This is a genomic window from Pseudomonas sp. PVC-5-1 (assembly GCF_057444345.1).
In genome coordinates this window covers 5,583,397-5,602,613 of sequence record NZ_CM172024.1, presented here as the reverse complement: position 1 = coordinate 5,602,613, position 19,217 = coordinate 5,583,397, and the positions used below count along the sequence as shown (strand labels likewise).

Genomic DNA, 19,217 nt, shown 5'->3' with positions numbered 1-19,217 from the left:
ATATGTAAACGGGATTTGCCGGCTGGCGCAGTTTCGCGCAGGATGCACGACAAAATACGTCGGGATGCTACGCCCGTAAAAACATGTATTAAATTGAAAATCATTTTTATTAATGCAGTAGCATACCTGGCAGTTTCCGTTGCACCGTGAAGCCTAAGGAGCCCGCTTGTCCACGCCTGTCGAACCATTGCGTTTGCTGCTGTTGGCCGATGAGCCGGAATGGGGCGCGCTGCTACGCGAGTGCATGCCTGCCCAGGGTAGCAGCGCCGTGCTGCTGACGGCGCCGAACTGGGAGTCGGTCGACAGCCTGTTCAACCAGGACCGCCAGGCTGTCGTGCTGGCAACCCCGGCCCTGCAGCCCGCGCCTGGGCGCTGCGAGCTGCCGACCATCCTGCTGCTCGACCACGAGCCTCAGTTAGCGCCCAGCGCCGTCAGTGACTGGCTGGTGCGTGACCAGCTCAATGCCGACACCTTGCGTCGCTCGCTGCGCCATGTGCGCGAGCGCGGCGTGCTGGTGGCCACCTTGCAGCGCCTGGCCGAGCAGGATCCGCTGACCGGCATCGCCAACCGCCAAGGCTTCCAGGCCTTGCTGACCGCGCGCCTGGCCGAGAACGACGGCCGTGGCCTTGCCCTCGGCCACCTGGACCTGGACAACTTCCGCCACGTCAACGACGCCCTTGGCCACCAGAGCGGCGACCGCCTGATCCTGCAGGTGGTGGCGCGGCTGAAACAGCAACTGGAGGCGGGCGACCAACTGGCGCGCCTGGGCAGCGACGAGTTCGCCCTGCTGATCGACACCCGACGCGACCCCAACCGTGCCGAGTGGATTGCCGAGCGGATTGTCGAGGCGTTGGCCGAACCCTACTGGATTGACGGCGAAAGCCTGCTGCTGGGCTGCAGCCTGGGCCTGGCCCATGCCCGCGCCCAGGGTGGTGCCGACCCGCTGATGTGGCATGCGCACATCGCCATGCGCCAGGCCAAGGGCAGCCAGGGTTGCACCTTCCATGTGTTCAACGAGCGTATCAATCGCAACGCCCGCAGCCTTGCCGACCTGGAAAGCGAACTGCGCCGCGCCCTGCGCCGGGACGAGCTGGAGCTGCATTACCAGCCGCGGTTGAACCTGGCCGACGGGCGCATCGTCGGCCTCGAGGCGCTGGTGCGCTGGCGGCATGCCGAGCGTGGTCTGTTGCCGCCCAGCGAGTTCGTGCCGCTGGCCGAGCAGAGCGGCCTGATCGTGCCGCTGGGCTACTGGGTGATTTCCCGAGCCCTGCGCGACATGCAGGCGCTGTGCGAGCGCGGCCTGGAGCCGCTGCACATGGCGGTCAACCTGAGCTTCCGCCAGTTCCAGGACAGCCAGTTGCTGGCGACCTTGAGCCGCCTGATTCTCGAACATGGCGTGGATGCCCGCTGGCTGGAGTTCGAATTGACCGAAACGGCAGTGATGCGCCGCAACGAACTGGTGCGCCAGACCATGGACGCCCTGGGGCGCCTGGGCGTGCGCTTCTCGCTCGATGATTTCGGTACCGGGTTCTCTTCGTTCGTGCACCTAAACAGCCTGCCGATCACCTTGCTCAAGGTGGACCGCAGCTTTGTCGCGGAGATGGAAATGCGCGAGGAGAACCGCAAGCTGGTGCACGCCATGATCAACCTGGCGCACAACCTCAACCTCGAGGTGGTGGCCGAAGGTGTGGAGAGTGAAGAGCAGATGGCGTTGCTGCGCGGGTTTGGCTGTGACCAGGTGCAGGGCTTCCTGGTCAGCAAGCCGCTGCCGGTGGGGGAGTTGATGGAGTTCTTGCTGCAGGCGACCGGCTGCCAGTTGGAGGCTGCCCGTTAGGGCCTATTCGCGGGCACGCCCGCTCCCACAGTGTCCGTGTCTGTACCTGTGGGAGCGGGCGTGCCCGCGAATAGGCCCGTGAGTCAGGCCGAGGCGGTAGCCTCTCGACTACCCCCTGCCTTGCCCAAAAGCCGCTTCATCCGCCACTCAAAGCCAAAGGTCAGTGCCACCGCCGCACACGCCAGCCCCAACGCCAGCCCCCACCACACCCCGACCGCGCCACCGCCCAGGGTAAAGGTGAACAGCCAGGCGCTCGGCGCCCCCACCAGCCAGTAGCACACCAACCCGATCAGGAAGGTCGTCTTGGCATCCTTCAGCCCACGGATCGAGCCCATCGCGATCGTCTGCATGCCATCGAACAGCTCGAACCACGCAGCCACCATCAGCAACTGCACCGCCAGCTGGAAGATCGCCGCAAATGCCGGGTCGTCACGGTCGATGAACAGCCCCACCAGCGCATCGGGCAGCAGCCAGAACAGCGCGGCGAAGGCAAACATGATCATCGCCCCGAAGCCTATGCCCACCCGCCCGGCACTGCGCGCCGCCAGCAGGTTGCCGGCGCCGTAGTACAGCCCCACGCGCATGGTCACCGCATACGACAACCCGGTCGGCACCATGAACGCCGTGGAGACGATCTGCAGGGCGATCTGGTGCGCCGCCAGCTCGGTACTGCCCAGCACGCCCATGCACAGCGCGGCAAAGGCGAACAGGCCGACTTCCACCATGTAGGTGCCGCCAATCGGCAGGCCCAGCCGCCACAGCTCGCGCAGGGCCGGCAGCGAAGGGCGCGACAGGCCCTTGCGCAATGGGTAGGCGGCATAGGCCGGGTGGCAACGGATATACAGCGCCAAGGCAATGGCCATGCCCATCGACACCACCGCGGTGACCAGGCCGATGCCCATCAGGCCCAGCTTGGGCAGGCCGAACATGCCTTCGATCAGCGCCACGTTGAACAGGTAGTTGAGCACCGTGCCAACCAGGCTGATGACCATCACCGGCGTAGACCGGCCCAGCGCGCTGGTGAAGCCGCGCAACGCCATGAAAGTCAGGTAGCCGGGCAGCGCCAGTGGCAGCAGGGTGAGGAATTCGGCGGCCGAGGCAACGTTCTCGGGCTTTTGCCCGAACAGCAGCAGTACCGGTTCAAGGTTCCACAGCACCAGCGCAGCGAACAGCGCCAGGCCCCAGGCCAGCCACAGGCCACCCTGCGCCAGGCGGGTGGCGCCCTCGATGTCGTTGGCGCCCTTGCGAATGGCCACCAGGGTGCCGACCGCAGCGATCACGCCAAGGCAGAAGATCGACACGAACGAGTAGCTCGCCGCGCCTAGGCCGCCACCAGCCAGGGCTTGCGGGCTGATGCGGGCCATCATCAGGGTATCGGTCAGCACCATCAGCATGTGCGCCAACTGCGAGGCGATCAGCGGCCCGGCCAGGCGCAGCAAAGCCTTGAGTTCTGTGGTGGGCGCGACATGCATGGGGGCAGTCCTTTTCCTGGGGTGATCAACGAAGGGCGATTCTGAGGCTTTGGTCAACTTTGCACAAAAGGATAAATGCGATCATTGGCATGAGTCTGACTCATGTATATATGCTTCCCGGTGATTCATTTCACAGCCCCGTATGGCAGGTGCCTCATGTCCCGTCAGCTCCCCCCGCTGTATGCCCTGCGCGCATTCGAAGCCGCCGCGCGGCTAAGCTCCTTCACCCGTGCCGGCGAAGAGCTGTCGATTACCCAGAGCGCGGTCAGCCGGCATATCCGCACGCTGGAGGAGCATTTTGCCTGCCGCCTGTTCGTGCGCAGCGGCCGCAGCCTGCAACTGACCGAAGCGGCGCGGGTGCTGCTGCCCGGTGTGCGTGAAGGCTTTGCCGCGCTGGAACGGGCTTGCGATACCTTGCGCGGTGAGGATGACATCCTGCGCATGAAGGCTCCCTCGACCCTGACCATGCGCTGGTTGCTGGCGCGCCTTAGCCGCTTTCGCCACTTGCAGCCTGGCAACGAAGTGCAGCTGACCAGCGCCTGGATGGATGTCGACCATGTGGACTTCAACCAGGAGCCGTTCGATTGCGCGGTGTTGCTCAGCGACGGGGTGTTCCCGCCGGAATGGGAAGTGCGCAGGTTGTTCCCGGAGCTGCTGATCCCCGTGGGTGCGCCAGACCTGCTCGACGAGGAACCCTGGGACGAGCGTCGGCTGGCCTGCATAGAGCTGCTGCACCCCACGGTGGACAAGCGTGACTGGCGGGAATGGCTGGAGCGCATGGGGTTGAGTGACAAGGTTTCGCTCAAGGGCGGGCAGGTGTTCGACACCCTGGAGCTGGGCATGATTGCCGCTGCGCGTGGCTACGGCATTTCCATGGGTGATTTGCTGATGGTGGCCGAAGATGTGGCGCAGGGGCGCTTGAGCTTGCCTTGGCCGACGGCGGTGCCCAGCGGGATGGATTATTACCTCGTGTGGCCGCGCACTCGGCCAGGGGGCGAGCGGTTGCGGCGTTTGAGCGCGTTTCTGGAAGAGGAGGTGGCGGCGATGGATTTGCCGGATGTGCAGATCCTGCCGGCCCTTTGATCGCCTGTACCGGCCTCTTCGCGGGCTTGCCCGCTCCCACAGGGTTATCGCATGCCTTGAAACCGGCACTGTACCTGTGGGAGCGGGCGAGCCCGCGAAGAGGCCGCAATGCCTTACATCGAGCCCAGGTTCAACGCCTGTGCACACGCCTGCAGCGACCGACGCTCGCTCTGCGCATACAGCGCCAGCTCATCCTGCACCTGCAGCCCCAACGCCGCTTCGAACGCATCGCGATTGGCGTTGCTGCCGTACTCGGCCTGCGCATCGTCACCCAGGTTGGACTGGAAGATCCCCGCCGCGCTCACCGGCAGGAAGTCCTCGTACACCAACGCCTCGAAGTGCACATGGCCAGCCTCGATCAGCCCATCCAGTGTGGTCGGGCGGTCGTCCTGGTCGCGCGCAGCCAGGCCTTTCTCGGTGGCGAAGTAGCGGAAGTAGGCCAGCCCTTGTTCACGCATCTGTGCCAGGTCATCCGGGAACTCGGAAAAGGTGTCCTTCAACAACGCCATGTAGCGTTCGGCATTGGCCTCGGCCGGGGCGCCACCCAGGGCGGCGCGGGTGGCGTCGAGTAGCTTGTCGTACAGCTGGCGGCCTTTCGGCGTCAGCGCCGCACCGCGTTGCTCGATTTCGCCGAAGCGCGCGGTGTGGCTACCTTCGCTGCCCTGCTGGTCGCTGAACGCGACCTTTTCCTGCAGGGCCTTGAAGCTGGTCTGGCGCAACAGGATCGGGTGACGGCGGGTGGGCGGGCCTTCGACCACGGCCTTTGGCGGGATGCCCTTGGCCGGCATGCCAAGCTGGATTGCATCGATGTCCAGGGTGCGCGGGGTCAGGTGGTTGATGTGCGGGCCCTTGAAGGCCACCACATCGGCGATCAGGCGGTGCTGGTCGTGCAACTGCTGGTACTGCTCGGCAGTGACGGTGGCGTCATGGTGCCAGCGGAAGGTGTGCAGCGCTTCCTGCACGAACGCCTCGGCATCGGCGGCATTCAGGCCACCATCGCGCTCGCATTGGTCGATCAGCTCAAGGGCGCGGGTGGTGAAGATCTGGCGCTTGGCCAGGATGCTCTCTGCCAGCTCGCGTAATTGCGGGTTGTCGATCAGCTCCAGGCGCAGCAGCGAAGTGAATACGCGGAACGGGCTGACGTGCAGCGACTGCTCGTGCACCGCGCGGAAGGCGGTGGAATGCACCGGCACGCCGGCGGAACTGAGGTCGTAGTAGCCGACTGGCTGCATGCCCATGACCGCGAACAACCGGGCGATGGTGGCCAGCTCTGCGGCGGTGCCGACACGGATGGCGCCGTGGCGCTCCTGATCCAGGCGCTCGATTTCGCCGGTCCAGCGCAGGGCCTCGGCAACCTCGGGTTGCTGGGCCATGACCTGCTGGTTGATTTCGCTCACCAGCTCCAGCAGCGTGCCGTACAGGGGCACTTCCTGTTTGTACATGAGCGACATGGCGGCAGAGAACTGCGCGCGGATGCTGTCGGGGCTGACGAAATCGTGGGCGGGCATCGCTAGCTTCCTGGTTGGGTTCGGACGCTTACATGAAAGCTGGGAATGCACTTTGCTCACAAGCGAAAAAAAGTGAGTGTGTCATTCCTTTTTTGATCGACCTCAAGGGCCCCTTCGCGGGCACGCCCGCTCCCACAGGGATTGTGCACAGTCTGAACCTTATGCAGTACCTTGTGGGAGCGGGCGTGCCCGCGAAGAGGCCTTCAAGCCGATAACTGCTCACGAATCCATTCCACCAACGCCCTTACCTTGGGCACCTCCGCCGCATGCTCGGCATACGCCAGGTAATGCGCCCCGGCACTGCGCATCGCATGGTTCCACGGCACCACCAAACTCCCCTCGGCCAGCTCCTTCGCCGCCAGGTAGCGCGGCACCAACGCCACCCCGCACCCGGCCTGCGCCGCGCTCAAGGCCATGTAGAAGGTATCGAAGCGCGGCCCGTGGTAGGCGCTGACGCTCTGCAAACCCAACTCCAGGAACCATTCGTGCCAGGCCTCCGGCCGCGAGGTGCTCTGCAGCAGCACCAGGTCGGCCAGCTCCCCGGCATCGTTCAGTTCACGTCCGGCCAGCAACTCCGGCGCACACACCGGCACCACCTCCTCACCGAACAGCTCCACGCAGGTGGCCCCCGGCCAAGTGCCCTGGCCATAGAAGAACACCACATCGGCCGAGCCTTGCAGCAGGGCGAAAGGCTCCATCTCGTTGCGGATGTCCAGGTGAATGTTGTTGTGGCGCTTGCCAAAGCCCTTGAGGTGCGGGATCAACCAGCGCACGCCAAAACTCGGCTGAGTGGCTACCTTCAATATCTCGGTCTGCTCGCCGTAGGTGAGCACGTAGCGGCTGGACATATCCACCTGTGTGAGGATCTTGTTGACCTCGGCCAGGTACAGGCTACCCGCCGGCGTCAGCTGCAGACGGCGGCGGATACGCAGGAACAGGTGGTGGCGCAGCATGTCTTCAAGCTGCGCCACCTGCTTGCTGACCGCGCTCTGGGTCAGGTGCAGCTCTTCGGCGGCACGGGTAAAGCTCAAATGGCGGGCTGCAGCTTCGAAGCACTGCAGGGCGGTCATGGAGGGCACCAGGCGTTTGGACATAGCGGTCTCTGCGGCTCAAATCATTACCTGACGGAATGATATGCGGAATAAAGGTCGTTTGTTGCACCGGTGTGATCGGATTAATACTGATCCACATCATTTTTCCACCCCATCACCCGATGTAGGAGATGCACAAATGGTTGCTGGACTGCTCGAGCGCCTTGGCGTTGCTGCCGAGGCTTACACCCAGGGCGACTACCCTGTTCACACGCCGATCGACGGCAGCCAGATCGCCTCGGTGAAACTGCTCGGCAAGGCCGAGACCATCGCCCGCATCGATCAGGCCCAGAGCGCCTTCGAAGCCTGGCGCAGCGTGCCGGCCCCGCGCCGCGGCGAGTTGGTGCGCCTGTTCGGCGAAGTGCTGCGTGAGCACAAGGCCGACCTCGGCGAGCTGGTTTCGATCGAAGCCGGCAAGATCACCCAGGAAGGCCTGGGCGAAGTGCAGGAAATGATCGACATCTGCGACTTCGCCGTTGGCCTGTCGCGCCAGCTGTACGGCCTGACCATCGCTTCCGAGCGCCCTGGCCACCACATGCGTGAAACCTGGCACCCGCTTGGCGTGGTCGGCGTGATCAGCGCCTTCAACTTCCCGGTCGCAGTCTGGGCCTGGAACACCGCCCTGGCCCTGGTCGCCGGTAACTCGGTGGTATGGAAACCGTCCGAGAAGACCCCGCTGACCGCCCTGGCTTGCCAGGCGCTGTTCGAAAAAGCCCTGAAAGCCTTCGGTGATGCCCCGGCTGGCCTGGCACAACTGGTGATCGGCGGCCGTGAAGCCGGCGAAGCCATGGTCGACGACCCGCGCGTACCGCTGGTCAGCGCCACCGGCAGCACCCGCATGGGGCGCGAAGTCGGCCCACGTGTGGCTGCCCGCTTCGGCCGCAGCATCCTCGAACTGGGCGGCAACAACGCCATGATCCTGGCCCCGAGCGCCGACCTCGACCTGGCCGTGCGTGGCATCCTGTTCTCCGCAGTCGGCACCGCCGGCCAGCGTTGCACCACCCTGCGCCGCCTGATCGTGCACCGTTCGATCAAGGACGAAGTGGTTGCCCGCGTCAAAGCCGCCTACGGCAAGGTGCGCATCGGTGACCCACGCAAGGACAACCTGGTGGGCCCGCTGATCGACAAGCAGTCGTTCGATGCCATGCAGGGCGCGCTAGCCAAGGCCCGCGATGAAGGTGGCCAGGTATTTGGTGGCGGGCGTCAGCTGGCCGACCAGTACCCTAACGCCTACTACGTATCGCCTGCCATCGCCGAAATGCCGGCGCAGAGCGACGTGGTGCGCCACGAAACCTTCGCCCCGATCCTGTACGTGCTGGCCTACGACGACTTCGAAGAGGCCCTGCGCCTGAACAACGAAGTGCCACAAGGCCTGTCGTCGTGCATCTTCACCACCGACATCCGTGAGGCCGAACGCTTCCAGAGCGCCTCGGGCAGCGACTGCGGCATCGCCAACGTCAACATCGGCACCAGCGGCGCCGAGATCGGCGGTGCGTTCGGTGGCGAGAAGGAGACTGGCGGTGGCCGTGAGTCCGGTTCGGACGCCTGGAAAGGCTACATGCGTCGCCAGACCAACACCGTGAACTACTCGCGCGAACTGCCGCTGGCGCAGGGTATCGTGTTCGACTGATGTCCGCAGGCGGGGGCTTTGCTCCCGTTTCGCCGGCAAGCCAGCTCCCACAGGGATCGTAATCTGTGGGAGCTGGCTTGCCGGCGATGGGCTGCAATGCAGCCCCAACAAGAACAAATTGCTGGAGCCGGGCCATGTCCGAACTGCGTCAAGAATGCTTGTGGGAATTCGTCAGCAAACCGACCGTCGCCGCCCAGGCCCTGGCCGGTGAGCACAAGGCCGATGTCTGTGTGATCGGTGGCGGCATTACCGGCCTGTCGGCGGCCATCCACCTGCTCGAACAGGGCAAGTCGGTGATCCTGCTGGAGGCCTGGAAGATCGGTCACGGCGGCTCCGGGCGCAACGTCGGCCTGGTCAACGCCGGCACCTGGATCCGCCCCGACGATGTCGAGGCCACCCTTGGCCTGCAGCAGGGCAGCCGCCTGAACAAGGTGCTCGGCGAAGCCCCGGCCGAAGTGTTCGCCATGATCGAACGCCTTGGCATCGACTGCCAGGCCCAGCACAAAGGCACGCTGCACATGGCGCACAACGCCACCGGTATCGCCGACCTCGAGGCCCGCCACGAACAATGGCGCCGCCGTGGTGCCGATGTGGAGCTGCTGACCGGCGCCCAATGCCAGGAATACTGCGGCACCGACAAGATTTCCGCCGCGCTGCTCGACCGCCGCGCCGGCACCATCAACCCCATGGGCTACACCCAGGGCCTGGCCGCAGCGGTGGCACGCCTGGGTGGCAAGCTGTTCCAGCAGTCTTCGGTCGAAGGCCTGGAGCGTGACGGCGATGCCTGGCGGGTGAAGACCGCACGTGGTTCGGTGCGCGCCGACAAGGTGGTGATTTCCACCGGCGCCTACACCGAAGGCGACTGGAGCAACCTGCAGAAGCAGTTTTTCCGTGGCTACTACTACCAGGTGGCATCCAAGCCGTTGCAGGGCGCTGCAGCCGACAAGGTGCTGCCACATGGCCAAGGCTCGTGGGACACCCGCACCGTGCTCAGCAGCATCCGTCGCGACGACCAGGGCCGCCTGCTGCTAGGCAGCCTGGGCCGGGTCGACAACAAGCCGGCGTGGTTCGTGCGCAGCTGGGCCGACCGCATCCAGAGCCACTATTACCCGGAGCTGGGCAAGGTCGAGTGGGAAATGCACTGGACCGGCTGCATCGACTTCACCCCAGACCACCTGATGCGCCTGTTCGAACCGGCGCCGGGGCTGGTGGCGGTAACCGGGTACAACGGGCGGGGCAATACCACCGGGACCGTGATTGGCCGGGCGTTTGCCGAGTTCCTGCTGAAGGGGGAGGCGGGCAGCCTGCCGATTCCGTTCTCGCCGATGAAGGGCGTGAGTGCGCCCTCGCTGCGGACTGCGTTCTATGAGTCCGGGTTCTCGCTGTACCACGCGGGGCAATGCCTAAGGGTTGTGTTGTAAGTACCGGCCTCTTCGCGGGCATGCCCGCTCCCACAGTGAGTGCTGTGGTGGACATGTGGGAGCGGGCGCGCCCGCGAAGAGGCCGGCACAGGCTTACTTGTGCAACCAGCTAAGGAAGCCGCCCTTCTTGATCGAAACCGGCTTCTGCAGCAACAACGACTCCCGGCTCTGCCGCCGAAACCGCTGCAACTTGCTCAACGCCGTTTGCACATCGCCGCGTTGCACCAGGCAGCTCTTCACCTGTTCCTTGTCGATCCGATACAGCACGCAACCGGTCAGCGTGCGGAACTCGGCCAGCGAGTCCTCTTCGTCGATGATTCCTTCGATTCCCAGCACCTCGCCCGGCCCCATGCGCCCTGCTTCGACCAGCTTGTCGCCATCGCGGATCGACGCCGAAACCACCCCGCTGCCAATAACCAGCAAATGATCGGAATGCTCGCCCACGCCCAGGATTACCTGGTCGGCCAGGTATTCCACCGCCGTCATGCGCTGGCTCAACGTATCGCGCTCTTCAGCGCTCAGCGAGCGGAACACCCGCACCTCATCTAGCACCTCGCGCTGGCGGCTGCGTGGTGGCATGGCCAGGTCGGTGTTCCACATTACCCCGCTGGCCTCCAGGTGCCGGTGGGCCAGGTCGAACAGCTGATTGCGCGCGTCGCCCTTGGCGCCCGCGTCGGCCACGAAGCCGCTGGCTTCGTACTCCACTGATTCCAGCGTCGAGGCTTTCACCGTCACCTTTGGTCTTGGTGTAGCCAGGATGGCACTGACGCCTTGCAAGGCTTTTTCCAGAGCATCGAACACCCGTTTGGGCCGCACCTTGGCCGGTACCACCACGCTGACCGACACCCCGTGCACATCGGCCGGGCGGCTGTGGTTGAGCAGCCGGGCCTTGGCCGCCACCGAGTTGGGGATCACCGCCAGGCTGCCGGTGCTGGTGAGCAGGCGGGTGGCACGCCAGTCGATTTCCAGCACCTTGCCTTCGGTGCTATCGATGGAGATCGAGTCGCCAATCTGATACGGCCGCGTGGTGTTCAGGATGATGCCACTGAACACGTCGGCCAATGTGCTCTGCAGCGCCAGGCCGATGACGATGGCCATTACCCCCGATGTAGCCAGCAGGCCCTTCACCGGCAACTGCAACACATAACCTGCGGCGGCGACCACCGCAGCCAGGAAGATCAGCGCCCCCAGCACATCCTGCAGCAAACGCCCGCCATGGCTGCCACGGGCACCCAGCAACAGGCCGAACACCACTGTCACCGTGCGTGCGCCGAACAGCCACCAGCCGATCGCCAGTACCGTGGCGATCAGGTTGCGCGAGACATCATCGGGCCAGGGGGGTGGTTGCATCGGGCTCATGCCGGCAGCCACCAGTACCGAGCTGAACAGCAGGAACAGCACCAACCGCGTGCCGATACGCCAGGCGCGTTGCTGGAGAGGAATCAGTTGCCAAAGCACGAGGTCGAGCAGGATCAGGGCGGTGCCGAGCAACAACGGGTATGACTGGATGAACGCCAGCATGGTGGTCTCGGGTGAGGGGAGGGCTGTGGGTAGTAATAGAGCAGGTTGGCCGGGCAGGCAATGACAGCCTGTGCCGACCTCTTCGCGGGCTTGCCCGCTCCCACAGAAGTTGTGCATGAGTTGATGGATGCGCGATCCCTGTGGGAGCGGGCAAGCCCGCGAAGAGGCCGGCAAATCCAGCATCAATCCATCGTTCACATAACAGAACGCTAGAGCCAAAAACTGCTATCTACCGCCCAAAAGGTCATGGTTTTAATCTTCTCCCATCAACGCGAAACACCCAACTTACTGAAAAGATCAAAACCTCAGGAGCAACGACCATGACCAACTTCAAATACAACCGCCTGAACAAAGACGACGCCGCTGTCCTGCTGGTCGACCACCAGGCTGGCCTGCTGTCCCTGGTCCGCGACATCGAGCCGGACGCGTTCAAGAACAACGTATTGGCCCTGGCCGACCTGGCCAAGTTCTTCAACCTGCCGACCATCCTCACCACTAGCTTCGAACAAGGCCCCAATGGCCCGCTGGTACCAGAGCTGAAAGCCCTGTTCCCGGACGCCCCCTACATCGCCCGCCCAGGCCAGATCAACGCCTGGGACAACGAGGACTTCGTCAAGGCGGTGAAGGCCACCGGCAAGAAGCAGCTGATCATCGCCGGCGTGGTGACCGAAGTGTGCGTAGCCTTCCCGGCGCTGTCGGCCCTGGAAGAAGAGTTCGAAGTGTTCGTGGTCACCGATGCCTCCGGCACCTTCAACGCCATGACCCGCGACGCCGCCCACGACCGCATGAGCCAGGCCGGCGCACAACTGATGACCTGGTTCGGTGTGGCCTGTGAGCTGCACCGCGACTGGCGCAACGACATCGAAGGCCTGGCCGCGCTGTGCTCCAACCACATCCCGGACTACCGCAACCTGATCACCAGCTACAACGCTTTCAACGCCAGCAAGTAAGCCAGATGCGCGGGCACCGCCATCCGGTGCCCGCCAAGGCAGCACACCTGTCCAATCCAGCGCCCGTCCGCCGTTGCACAGTGGATGCGGGCAAGCTCATCCCAAGGAACGCCGATGAACACCGCACTCCAAGACAACCGCGACGTAGTGACCGTATGCCTGCAACACAAGGTAATCGCCAGTTCGACGAGCACCACGCCGGCGCAACCGCCGCGCTGGAAGCAGGCGCTGTTGACCTACCTGGTGATCTGCCCGATGACCATGATCATTCCACAACTGCTGGCGCCGCTGTTCGCACGCTTCCCGCAGCTGGGTGGCGCGATCACCAGCAACCTGATCGTCAACCTGTTCGTCATCCTGCCCGTGGTGTTCTACATCATGCCTTGGGTAACCCGCCGCTGCGCCAACTGGCTACGTGGCTGAGCCAGGCCTTTACCTCGACATTTTCAAGGAGATACCGACATGAGCACGTTCGTTACCCGCGATGGCACTTCGATCTACTTCAAGGACTGGGGCAGCGGCAAACCTGTGCTGTTCAGCCACGGCTGGCCACTGGATGCCGACATGTGGGATTCGCAGATGGAATTCCTGGCCAGCCGCGGCTACCGCGCCATCGCCTTCGACCGCCGTGGTTTCGGCCGTTCGAGCCAGCCATGGAACGGCTACGACTACGACACCTTCGCCGATGACATCGCCCAGCTGATCGAACACCTCGACCTGCGCGACGTGACTTTGGTGGGCTTCTCGATGGGTGGCGGCGACGTTAGCCGCTACATCGCCCGCCACGGCAGCGAGCGTGTGGCCGGGCTGGTGCTGCTGGGCGCGGTGACGCCGGTGTTCGGCAAGCGTGACGACAACCCTGAAGGTGTCGACCTATCGGTGTTCGAGGGTATCTGCGCCGGCCTGCGTGCCGACCGGGCGCAGTTCATCGCCGATTTCGCCACGCCGTTCTATGGCATCAACCATGGGCAGCAGGTGTCCCAGGGTGTGCAGACCCAGACCTTGAACATTGCGCTGATGGCATCGATCAAGGGCACCCTGGATTGCGTGACCGCGTTCTCCGAAACCGACTTCCGCCCGGATATGGCCAAGATCGATGTGCCGACCCTGGTGATCCACGGTGACGACGACCAGATCGTGCCGTTCGAGAGCACCGGCAAGCGGGCGGCGGAGCTGATTCGTGGGGCTGAGCTGAAGGTGTATGCGGGGGCGCCGCACGGGTTTGCGGTGACTCATGCACAGCAACTGAACGAGGACCTGCTGGCGTTCCTTCAGCAGTAATTGTGGGAGGCATTCGCGGGCACGCCCGCTCCCACAGGGAAATCACAGGTTTTAAATGCTGTGCAGTACCTGTGGGAGCGGGCGTGCCCGCGAAGAGGCCAGCCCAGGCAGCACAAATGCTGAACAGGGCTAACCTTCAACCACCCACCGCACATCCATCCAAGCCTTGCCCCTACACCAACCGGCATGCTCCGCAGTTGCGCCTGCCCGCTGCCGCACCAGACGGAGAACCCCATGTCCCAGGACCGCAACGACAAGACCCGTCGCCAGTTCCTCGCCACCAGTACCGTGCTCGGTGCCGCCGGCGCGCTCTGGTCCGCATTGCCCTTTACCGGTTCCGCCGGTTCCGCTCACGCATCCACCCAAGGAGGTTCCATGACCGCCGATCTGATTCTGTTCAACGGCAAACTGCACACCGTTGATCGTGAAAAGCCCACCGCGACCGCCGTCGCCATCAAGGATGGCCGTTTCATCGCCGTGGGCAACGACGCCGAAGCCATGGCCCACAAGGGCGCCACTACGCAGATCATCGACCTCAAGCAGCGTACGGTCATCCCTGGCCTGAACGACTCGCACCTGCACCTGATCCGTGGTGGCCTGAACTACAACCTGGAGCTGCGCTGGGAAGGCGTGCCTTCGGTGGCCGATGCCCTGCGCATGCTCAAGGACCAGGCCGCGCGCACGCCGACCCCGCAGTGGGTGCGTGTGGTCGGCGGCTGGAACGAGTTCCAGTTCGCCGAAAAACGCATGCCCACCCTGGAGGAAATCAACCAGGCCGCACCTGACACCCCGGTATTCCTGCTGCACCTGTATGACCGCGCACTGCTCAACCGCGCTGCGCTCAAGGCAGTCGGCTACACCAAGGACACGCCCAACCCGCCGGGCGGCGAGATCCAGCGTGACAAGTTCGGCAACCCGACCGGCATGCTCATCGCCCGCCCCAACGCGATGATCCTCTACGCCACCCTGGCCAAGGGGCCGAAGCTGCCGCTGGAATACCAGGTCAACTCCACCCGCCAGTTCATGCGCGAGCTCAACCGCCTGGGCCTGACCAGTGCCATCGATGCCGGTGGTGGCTACCAGAACTACCCGGACGACTATCAGGTGATCCAGGAGCTGGCCGACAACAACCAGCTGACCGTGCGCATTGCCTACAACCTGTTCACCCAGAAGCCCAAGGAAGAGCTGGACGACTTCCGCAAGTGGACCTCCAGCGTGAAGCTGCACAGCGGTACCGACTTCCTGCGCCACAATGGCGCCGGCGAAATGCTGGTGTTCTCCGCCGCCGACTTCGAGGACTTCCTCGAACCGCGCCCGGACCTGCCGCAAACCATGGAACAAGAGCTGGAGCCGGTGGTGCGCCACCTGGTCGAGCAGCGCTGGCCGTTCCGCCTGCATGCCACCTACAACGAATCGATCACGCGCATGCTCGACGTGTTCGAGAAGGTCAACCGGGACATCCCGTTCAATGGCCTGCCGTGGTTCTTCGACCACGCCGAAACCATCACCCCGCAGAACATCGAGCGTGTGCGTGCGCTGGGCGGCGGTATCGCCATCCAGGATCGCATGGCCTTCCAGGGTGAGTATTTCGTCGACCGCTACGGTGCCAAGGCTGCCGAGCAGACCCCGCCAATCAAGCGCATGCTCGACATGGGCGTGCCGGTTGGCGCCGGTACCGACGCCACCCGCGTGTCCAGCTACAACCCGTGGACCTCGCTGTACTGGCTGGTCAGCGGCAAGACCGTCGGTGGCATGGAGCTGTACCCGGAAGGCCTCAGCCGTGACACCGCGCTGCAGCTGTTCACCCAGGGCAGCGCCTGGTTCTCCAGCGAGCAGGGCAAGAAAGGCCAGATCAAGGTGGGCCAGCTGGCTGACCTGGCGGCGCTGTCGCTGGACTTCTTCAGTGTCGATGAAGAGGCGATCAAAGGCATCGAGTCGGTGCTGACCGTGGTCGATGGCAAGGTGGTGTATGGCGCGGCGGAATTCGACAAGCTCGGCCCGCCCCAGGTGCCGGTGCTGCCGGAGTGGTCTCCGGTGACCAAGGTGCCGGGCCACTGGCGCGTGGGCACGCCGTCGCTGGCAGCGGTGGCGCACCAGTGTGTCGGGCCTTGCGGGGTGCATGCGCACAGCCATGAGAAGGCACGGCATTCGAGTGTGCCGGTGAATGATTTCCAGGGCTTCTGGGGGGCGTTGGGTTGTTCGTGCTTTGCTTTCTAAGCTGAGCTGATGTGAAAAAAGGGGGGCCAGTTATTGGCCCCCTTTTTTGTTCCTTCAGTGCTGGCCCCTTCGCGGGCTCGCCCGCTCCCACAGGGATCGCACAAAGTCTGAGGGCTGTGGTGCACCTGTGGGAGCGGGCGTGCCCGCGAAGAGGCCGGAAAGGCCAACATCAATGGTGAGCCTTGTACTCAGCTCCAGCCAACAGATGCCGAATCTTCACTTCCACCCCATCGGTCTGCAGCATCCGCACCCTGGCCTCGATCTTCAGCTCACCCCGGGTTACCCGGTGGTGATGCCTCAAATGCTCCAGCCACGATTCCTCGAAGAAGAACTCCAGCCACAACGCCGGGTCCGCGCTGTCGCGCATCAACCCCCACGACAACGCGCCATTGCGCTTGCGCATCGCCTCCAGCTCCCGCGCTGCCTGCTGGAACGCCTCGGCCTTGGCCGGGTCGATGTGGTATTCCACGGTGACCATCACCGGCCCGCTTTCCTTGTCCATGTCGTCGCTCAGCAGCGGCACCGGCCAATGCAGTGACGGCGTCAGCTCCTCGGCTGCGGTTTCCGGCAGCGTCACCTTGCAGGTCAGCAGCGTGCCCAGTGCCAGGCCTCCTGCGGCCAGCAGCAGGCTCAAGGTGATGGTTGCATGGCTGGCCAGCGTGCCCCACAGCAACCCACCACTGGCCATGGCACCAAAGAAGATCAGGATGTACACCGACAGCGCCCGCGCCCGTACCCAGGCCGGCACCGAGGTCTGCGCCGCCACCTGCAGGTTGGACAGCACGGCAATCCACGCCGCGCCGCTGAGCAGCATTGCCGGCAGCAGCACATAGAAGTTGCGCACCAGCGCCAGGGCCAGCAGGAACAGGGCATACAGCAGGCTGGCGAGCAGCACCAGGCGGTCGCGGCTGATGCGTTCGCGCAGGCGTGGCAGCAAGGTGGCGCCGGCCACCGCGCCAATGCCGATGGCCGCCAGCAGCAGGCCGAAATCGGCGGCGGTGCCATGCATCTCGCCACGCACGATCAACGGCAGCAGCGAGGTACCGGCGCTGGCGCAGAAAAAGAATGCCAAGGCGCGCAATATCACCGCCTGCAAGGGCTTGGCACTGCGCGCGAAACGCAGCCCGGTGCGCATGGCGCCGACGAAGCGCTCGGCCGGCAGCAGCGGCTCCTTCACCTCGCGCTTCCACAGGAACAGCACCAAAATCACCCCGGCGAACGAGATGGCATTCAGGGCGAAGGTCAGCCACGGGCCGACCATGCTCACCACCACGCCCGCCAAAGCCGGGCCGATGGCGCGCGACACGTTGATACCGACACTGGAAAGCGCCACCGCGTTGGCCAGGTCGTCCTTGCCCACCAGCTCCGGTGTCAGCGCACTCCAGGCCGGCATCATCAGTGCCGTGCCGATGCCCAGCGCCAGGGTAAGCACCAGCAGCAGGGTGACGTTCATCAGCCCGAGCAGTGTCAGGGCCGCCAGCACCACGGCCACCGAAGACATCCATAGTTGCACCAGCAACAGGTAGCGGCGCTTGTCGACGATATCCGCCGCCGCGCCGGCCGGCAGGGCGAGGAAGAACATTGGTAGCGAGCCGGCTACCTGGATCAGGGCCACGTGCAACGGGCTGGCCGACAGCGTGGTCATCAGCCAGCCGGCGCCCACCTCGTGCATCCAGGTGCCGATGTTGGAAGCGATGGTGGCGATCCACAGCATGCGGAAGGTGGCGTTGCGCAATGGGCTCCAGGCGCCTGAAGGGGTCGTGCTCATGTCAGAAGCTGCCTTTGAGTGGGTATTCGATGATCAGGTAGATCCGGTCGATGTCATCGCCGGCCTGGGCCTGGTTGGCGCGGTGGCTGACGTGGGAAAACGACAGGCTCAGGTCCTTGGCGGCGCCCGACTGCACCACGTATTTCAGGTCGATGTCGCGCTCCCAGTGCTTGCCGCCGTCGCCGTACTGGCCCACATAGGCGCCGCCGGCCGGGGCATGGCTGCCGTCGATGCCACGGCCGCTGACGTAGCGGCCCATCAAGCTCAGGCCGGGGGCGCCGAGGGTGGCGAAGTCGAGGTCGTAGCGCAGTTGCCACGAGCGCTCGCCGGGGCCGTTGAAATCGGCGTACTTGATCGAGTTGGCCAGGTAGATGGAGTCGCCGCCGACGAAGTCGAACGGGGTATCGCCCTCGACCTTCTGGTAGGCCAGGCTCAGCGCCTGGGCGCCGAAGCTGTACCTGGCCAGCAGGCTGTAGGCGAGGGTGTCGATTGCCCCGGCACTGGCATTGCCGGTGTCGCGGGTCTTGTACAGGTTGCCGTCCAGGCGCCAGTTGCCCTCGGCCAGGTTCAGGTTGAGGTAGGCCTGGCGCCAGGTGTCCTCCAGCTGGCCTGCGTACAGTGCGCCGCCGAATGGCCCGTTGGGTGCGAACGCGGCGCCGGCCAGGCTGATGGCACGGTTGTCGGTGGTAGCGCCGTAGCCGCTGAAGTCATCATGGCTGGAGCTGTTGTCCTGGTTGTTGAAGGCGGTGAAGTGCCCGGCCTGCAGGCGCCAGTCGGGCAGGTCGGTGTTGTCCAGGAACCAGCCGGTGGCGTACTCCGGGTGCAGGCGTTTGTCGCTGGTGTCGAACACCGGGGTTTCCACGGTCATTTCGCCGTAGCGCAGTTGGGTGTTGCCCAGGCGCAGCTTGAGTGCGGCGCCGGCGCTGGAGTAGTTGGACTCGGCGCGGCCATCGCTGTCGCGCGGCAGCAGGCCGGTGCCGGCATGGCCGCGGCCGCCGTCCAGCTTGAGGCCGAGAAAACCATGGGCATCGATGCCGACGCCGAGTGTGCCCTCGGTGAAGCCGGAGCGGATTTCGCCAATGAAACCCTGGGCCCATTCCTGGCGGTAGTTCTGGCCACTGCCGGAGGGCGAGCGGAAGTCGCTGTGCAGGAAGTAGTTGCGGCTGAGCAGCGACCAGCCGGGCTCTTCGGCCTGGCTGAGCGCCGGGCACAGGGCGAGGGTGGCGAGCAGGGCGCGGCCTGGTCCGTGAGTGGCGCGGATCATGAGGGCTCCGGGAGGGATGATCCGGGAATGTGGATGAAGGATAGGCCAGGGGTCTTGTATGTGTGTGCTCTGGCTGGTTTTGCCTGTGCCGGCCTCTTCGCGGGCTTGCCCGCTCCTACATGTTTTGCACAGGGTTCAGAGCCTGTGGTGAACCTGTGGGAGCGGGCGAGCCCGCGA

The 19,217-nt window shown here is 64.7% G+C and carries 14 protein-coding genes; 8 read left to right on the top strand and 6 right to left on the bottom strand.

Annotated features, from left to right (window positions below; genetic code table 11):
* Positions 1-166 precede the first annotated feature (166 nt).
* Positions 167-1,834, top strand: coding sequence for a putative bifunctional diguanylate cyclase/phosphodiesterase (locus AC2T3R_RS25555; protein ID WP_486744429.1), 1,668 nt, complete (start codon positions 167-169; stop codon positions 1,832-1,834).
* A gap of 83 nt (positions 1,835-1,917) precedes the next feature.
* Here AC2T3R_RS25555 and AC2T3R_RS25550 read toward each other — a convergent pair whose 3' ends face one another.
* Positions 1,918-3,306 (bottom strand): NorM family multidrug efflux MATE transporter, encoded by a 1,389-nt coding sequence (locus AC2T3R_RS25550; protein WP_486744428.1) that lies wholly within the window; start codon positions 3,304-3,306, stop codon positions 1,918-1,920.
* A 156-nt stretch (positions 3,307-3,462) separates the two neighbouring features.
* On the opposite strand from AC2T3R_RS25550, the gene AC2T3R_RS25545 reads away from it, so the two are divergent.
* Entirely contained in the window at positions 3,463-4,389 is a 927-nt protein-coding gene (locus AC2T3R_RS25545; RefSeq protein ID WP_013974772.1) for a LysR substrate-binding domain-containing protein, read from the top strand.
* A gap of 113 nt (positions 4,390-4,502) precedes the next feature.
* On the opposite strand, the gene hglS is transcribed toward AC2T3R_RS25545, so the two are convergent.
* Entirely contained in the window at positions 4,503-5,897 is a 1,395-nt protein-coding gene (hglS, locus tag AC2T3R_RS25540) for a 2-oxoadipate dioxygenase/decarboxylase HglS (protein WP_486744427.1), read from the bottom strand.
* 203 nt (positions 5,898-6,100) lie between these two features.
* Entirely contained in the window at positions 6,101-6,991 is an 891-nt protein-coding gene (locus tag AC2T3R_RS25535) for a LysR family transcriptional regulator (protein ID WP_410951468.1), read from the bottom strand.
* A 136-nt stretch (positions 6,992-7,127) separates the two neighbouring features.
* Between AC2T3R_RS25535 and amaB the strand changes: the two genes are divergently transcribed.
* Both amaB and amaA read left to right on the top strand, forming a co-directional pair.
* The gene (gene amaB / locus AC2T3R_RS25530; RefSeq protein WP_486744426.1) at positions 7,128-8,618 is read left to right on the top strand and encodes an L-piperidine-6-carboxylate dehydrogenase; all 1,491 of its coding nucleotides are present in this window, start codon (positions 7,128-7,130) and stop codon (positions 8,616-8,618) included.
* Between the two features lie 134 nt (positions 8,619-8,752).
* A complete protein-coding gene (gene amaA / locus AC2T3R_RS25525; RefSeq protein ID WP_013974769.1) occupies positions 8,753-10,039 on the top strand; it encodes an L-pipecolate oxidase in 1,287 nt (428 codons plus the stop codon).
* A gap of 93 nt (positions 10,040-10,132) precedes the next feature.
* Here amaA and AC2T3R_RS25520 read toward each other — a convergent pair whose 3' ends face one another.
* Positions 10,133-11,560: a mechanosensitive ion channel domain-containing protein gene (locus tag AC2T3R_RS25520; RefSeq protein ID WP_410951471.1), complete on the bottom strand. Its 1,428-nt coding sequence runs from the start codon at positions 11,558-11,560 to the stop codon at positions 10,133-10,135.
* Between the two features lie 320 nt (positions 11,561-11,880).
* On the opposite strand from AC2T3R_RS25520, the gene ycaC reads away from it, so the two are divergent.
* The 4 genes from ycaC to AC2T3R_RS25500 all read left to right on the top strand — a co-directional run bounded on the left by ycaC (position 11,881) and on the right by AC2T3R_RS25500 (position 16,008).
* Positions 11,881-12,510: an isochorismate family cysteine hydrolase YcaC gene (ycaC, locus tag AC2T3R_RS25515; protein WP_015272313.1), complete on the top strand. Its 630-nt coding sequence runs from the start codon at positions 11,881-11,883 to the stop codon at positions 12,508-12,510.
* Between the two features lie 114 nt (positions 12,511-12,624).
* Positions 12,625-12,933, top strand: a complete 309-nt coding sequence (locus AC2T3R_RS25510) for a putative antibiotic biosynthesis monooxygenase (RefSeq protein ID WP_486744425.1) — start codon at positions 12,625-12,627, stop codon at positions 12,931-12,933.
* Positions 12,934-12,972: 39 nt separating this feature from the next.
* Entirely contained in the window at positions 12,973-13,791 is an 819-nt protein-coding gene (locus AC2T3R_RS25505; protein WP_085721331.1) for an alpha/beta fold hydrolase, read from the top strand.
* Between the two features lie 375 nt (positions 13,792-14,166).
* A complete protein-coding gene (locus tag AC2T3R_RS25500) occupies positions 14,167-16,008 on the top strand; it encodes an amidohydrolase (RefSeq protein ID WP_015272310.1) in 1,842 nt (613 codons plus the stop codon).
* A gap of 169 nt (positions 16,009-16,177) precedes the next feature.
* Here the strand turns inward: AC2T3R_RS25500 and AC2T3R_RS25495 are convergent, their stop codons facing one another.
* Positions 16,178-17,776, bottom strand: coding sequence for an MFS transporter (locus tag AC2T3R_RS25495; protein WP_085721332.1), 1,599 nt, complete (start codon positions 17,774-17,776; stop codon positions 16,178-16,180).
* A gap of 1 nt (position 17,777) precedes the next feature.
* Positions 17,778-19,040: an OprD family porin gene (locus AC2T3R_RS25490; RefSeq protein ID WP_486744424.1), complete on the bottom strand. Its 1,263-nt coding sequence runs from the start codon at positions 19,038-19,040 to the stop codon at positions 17,778-17,780.
* Between the last annotated feature and the right edge of the window lie 177 nt (positions 19,041-19,217).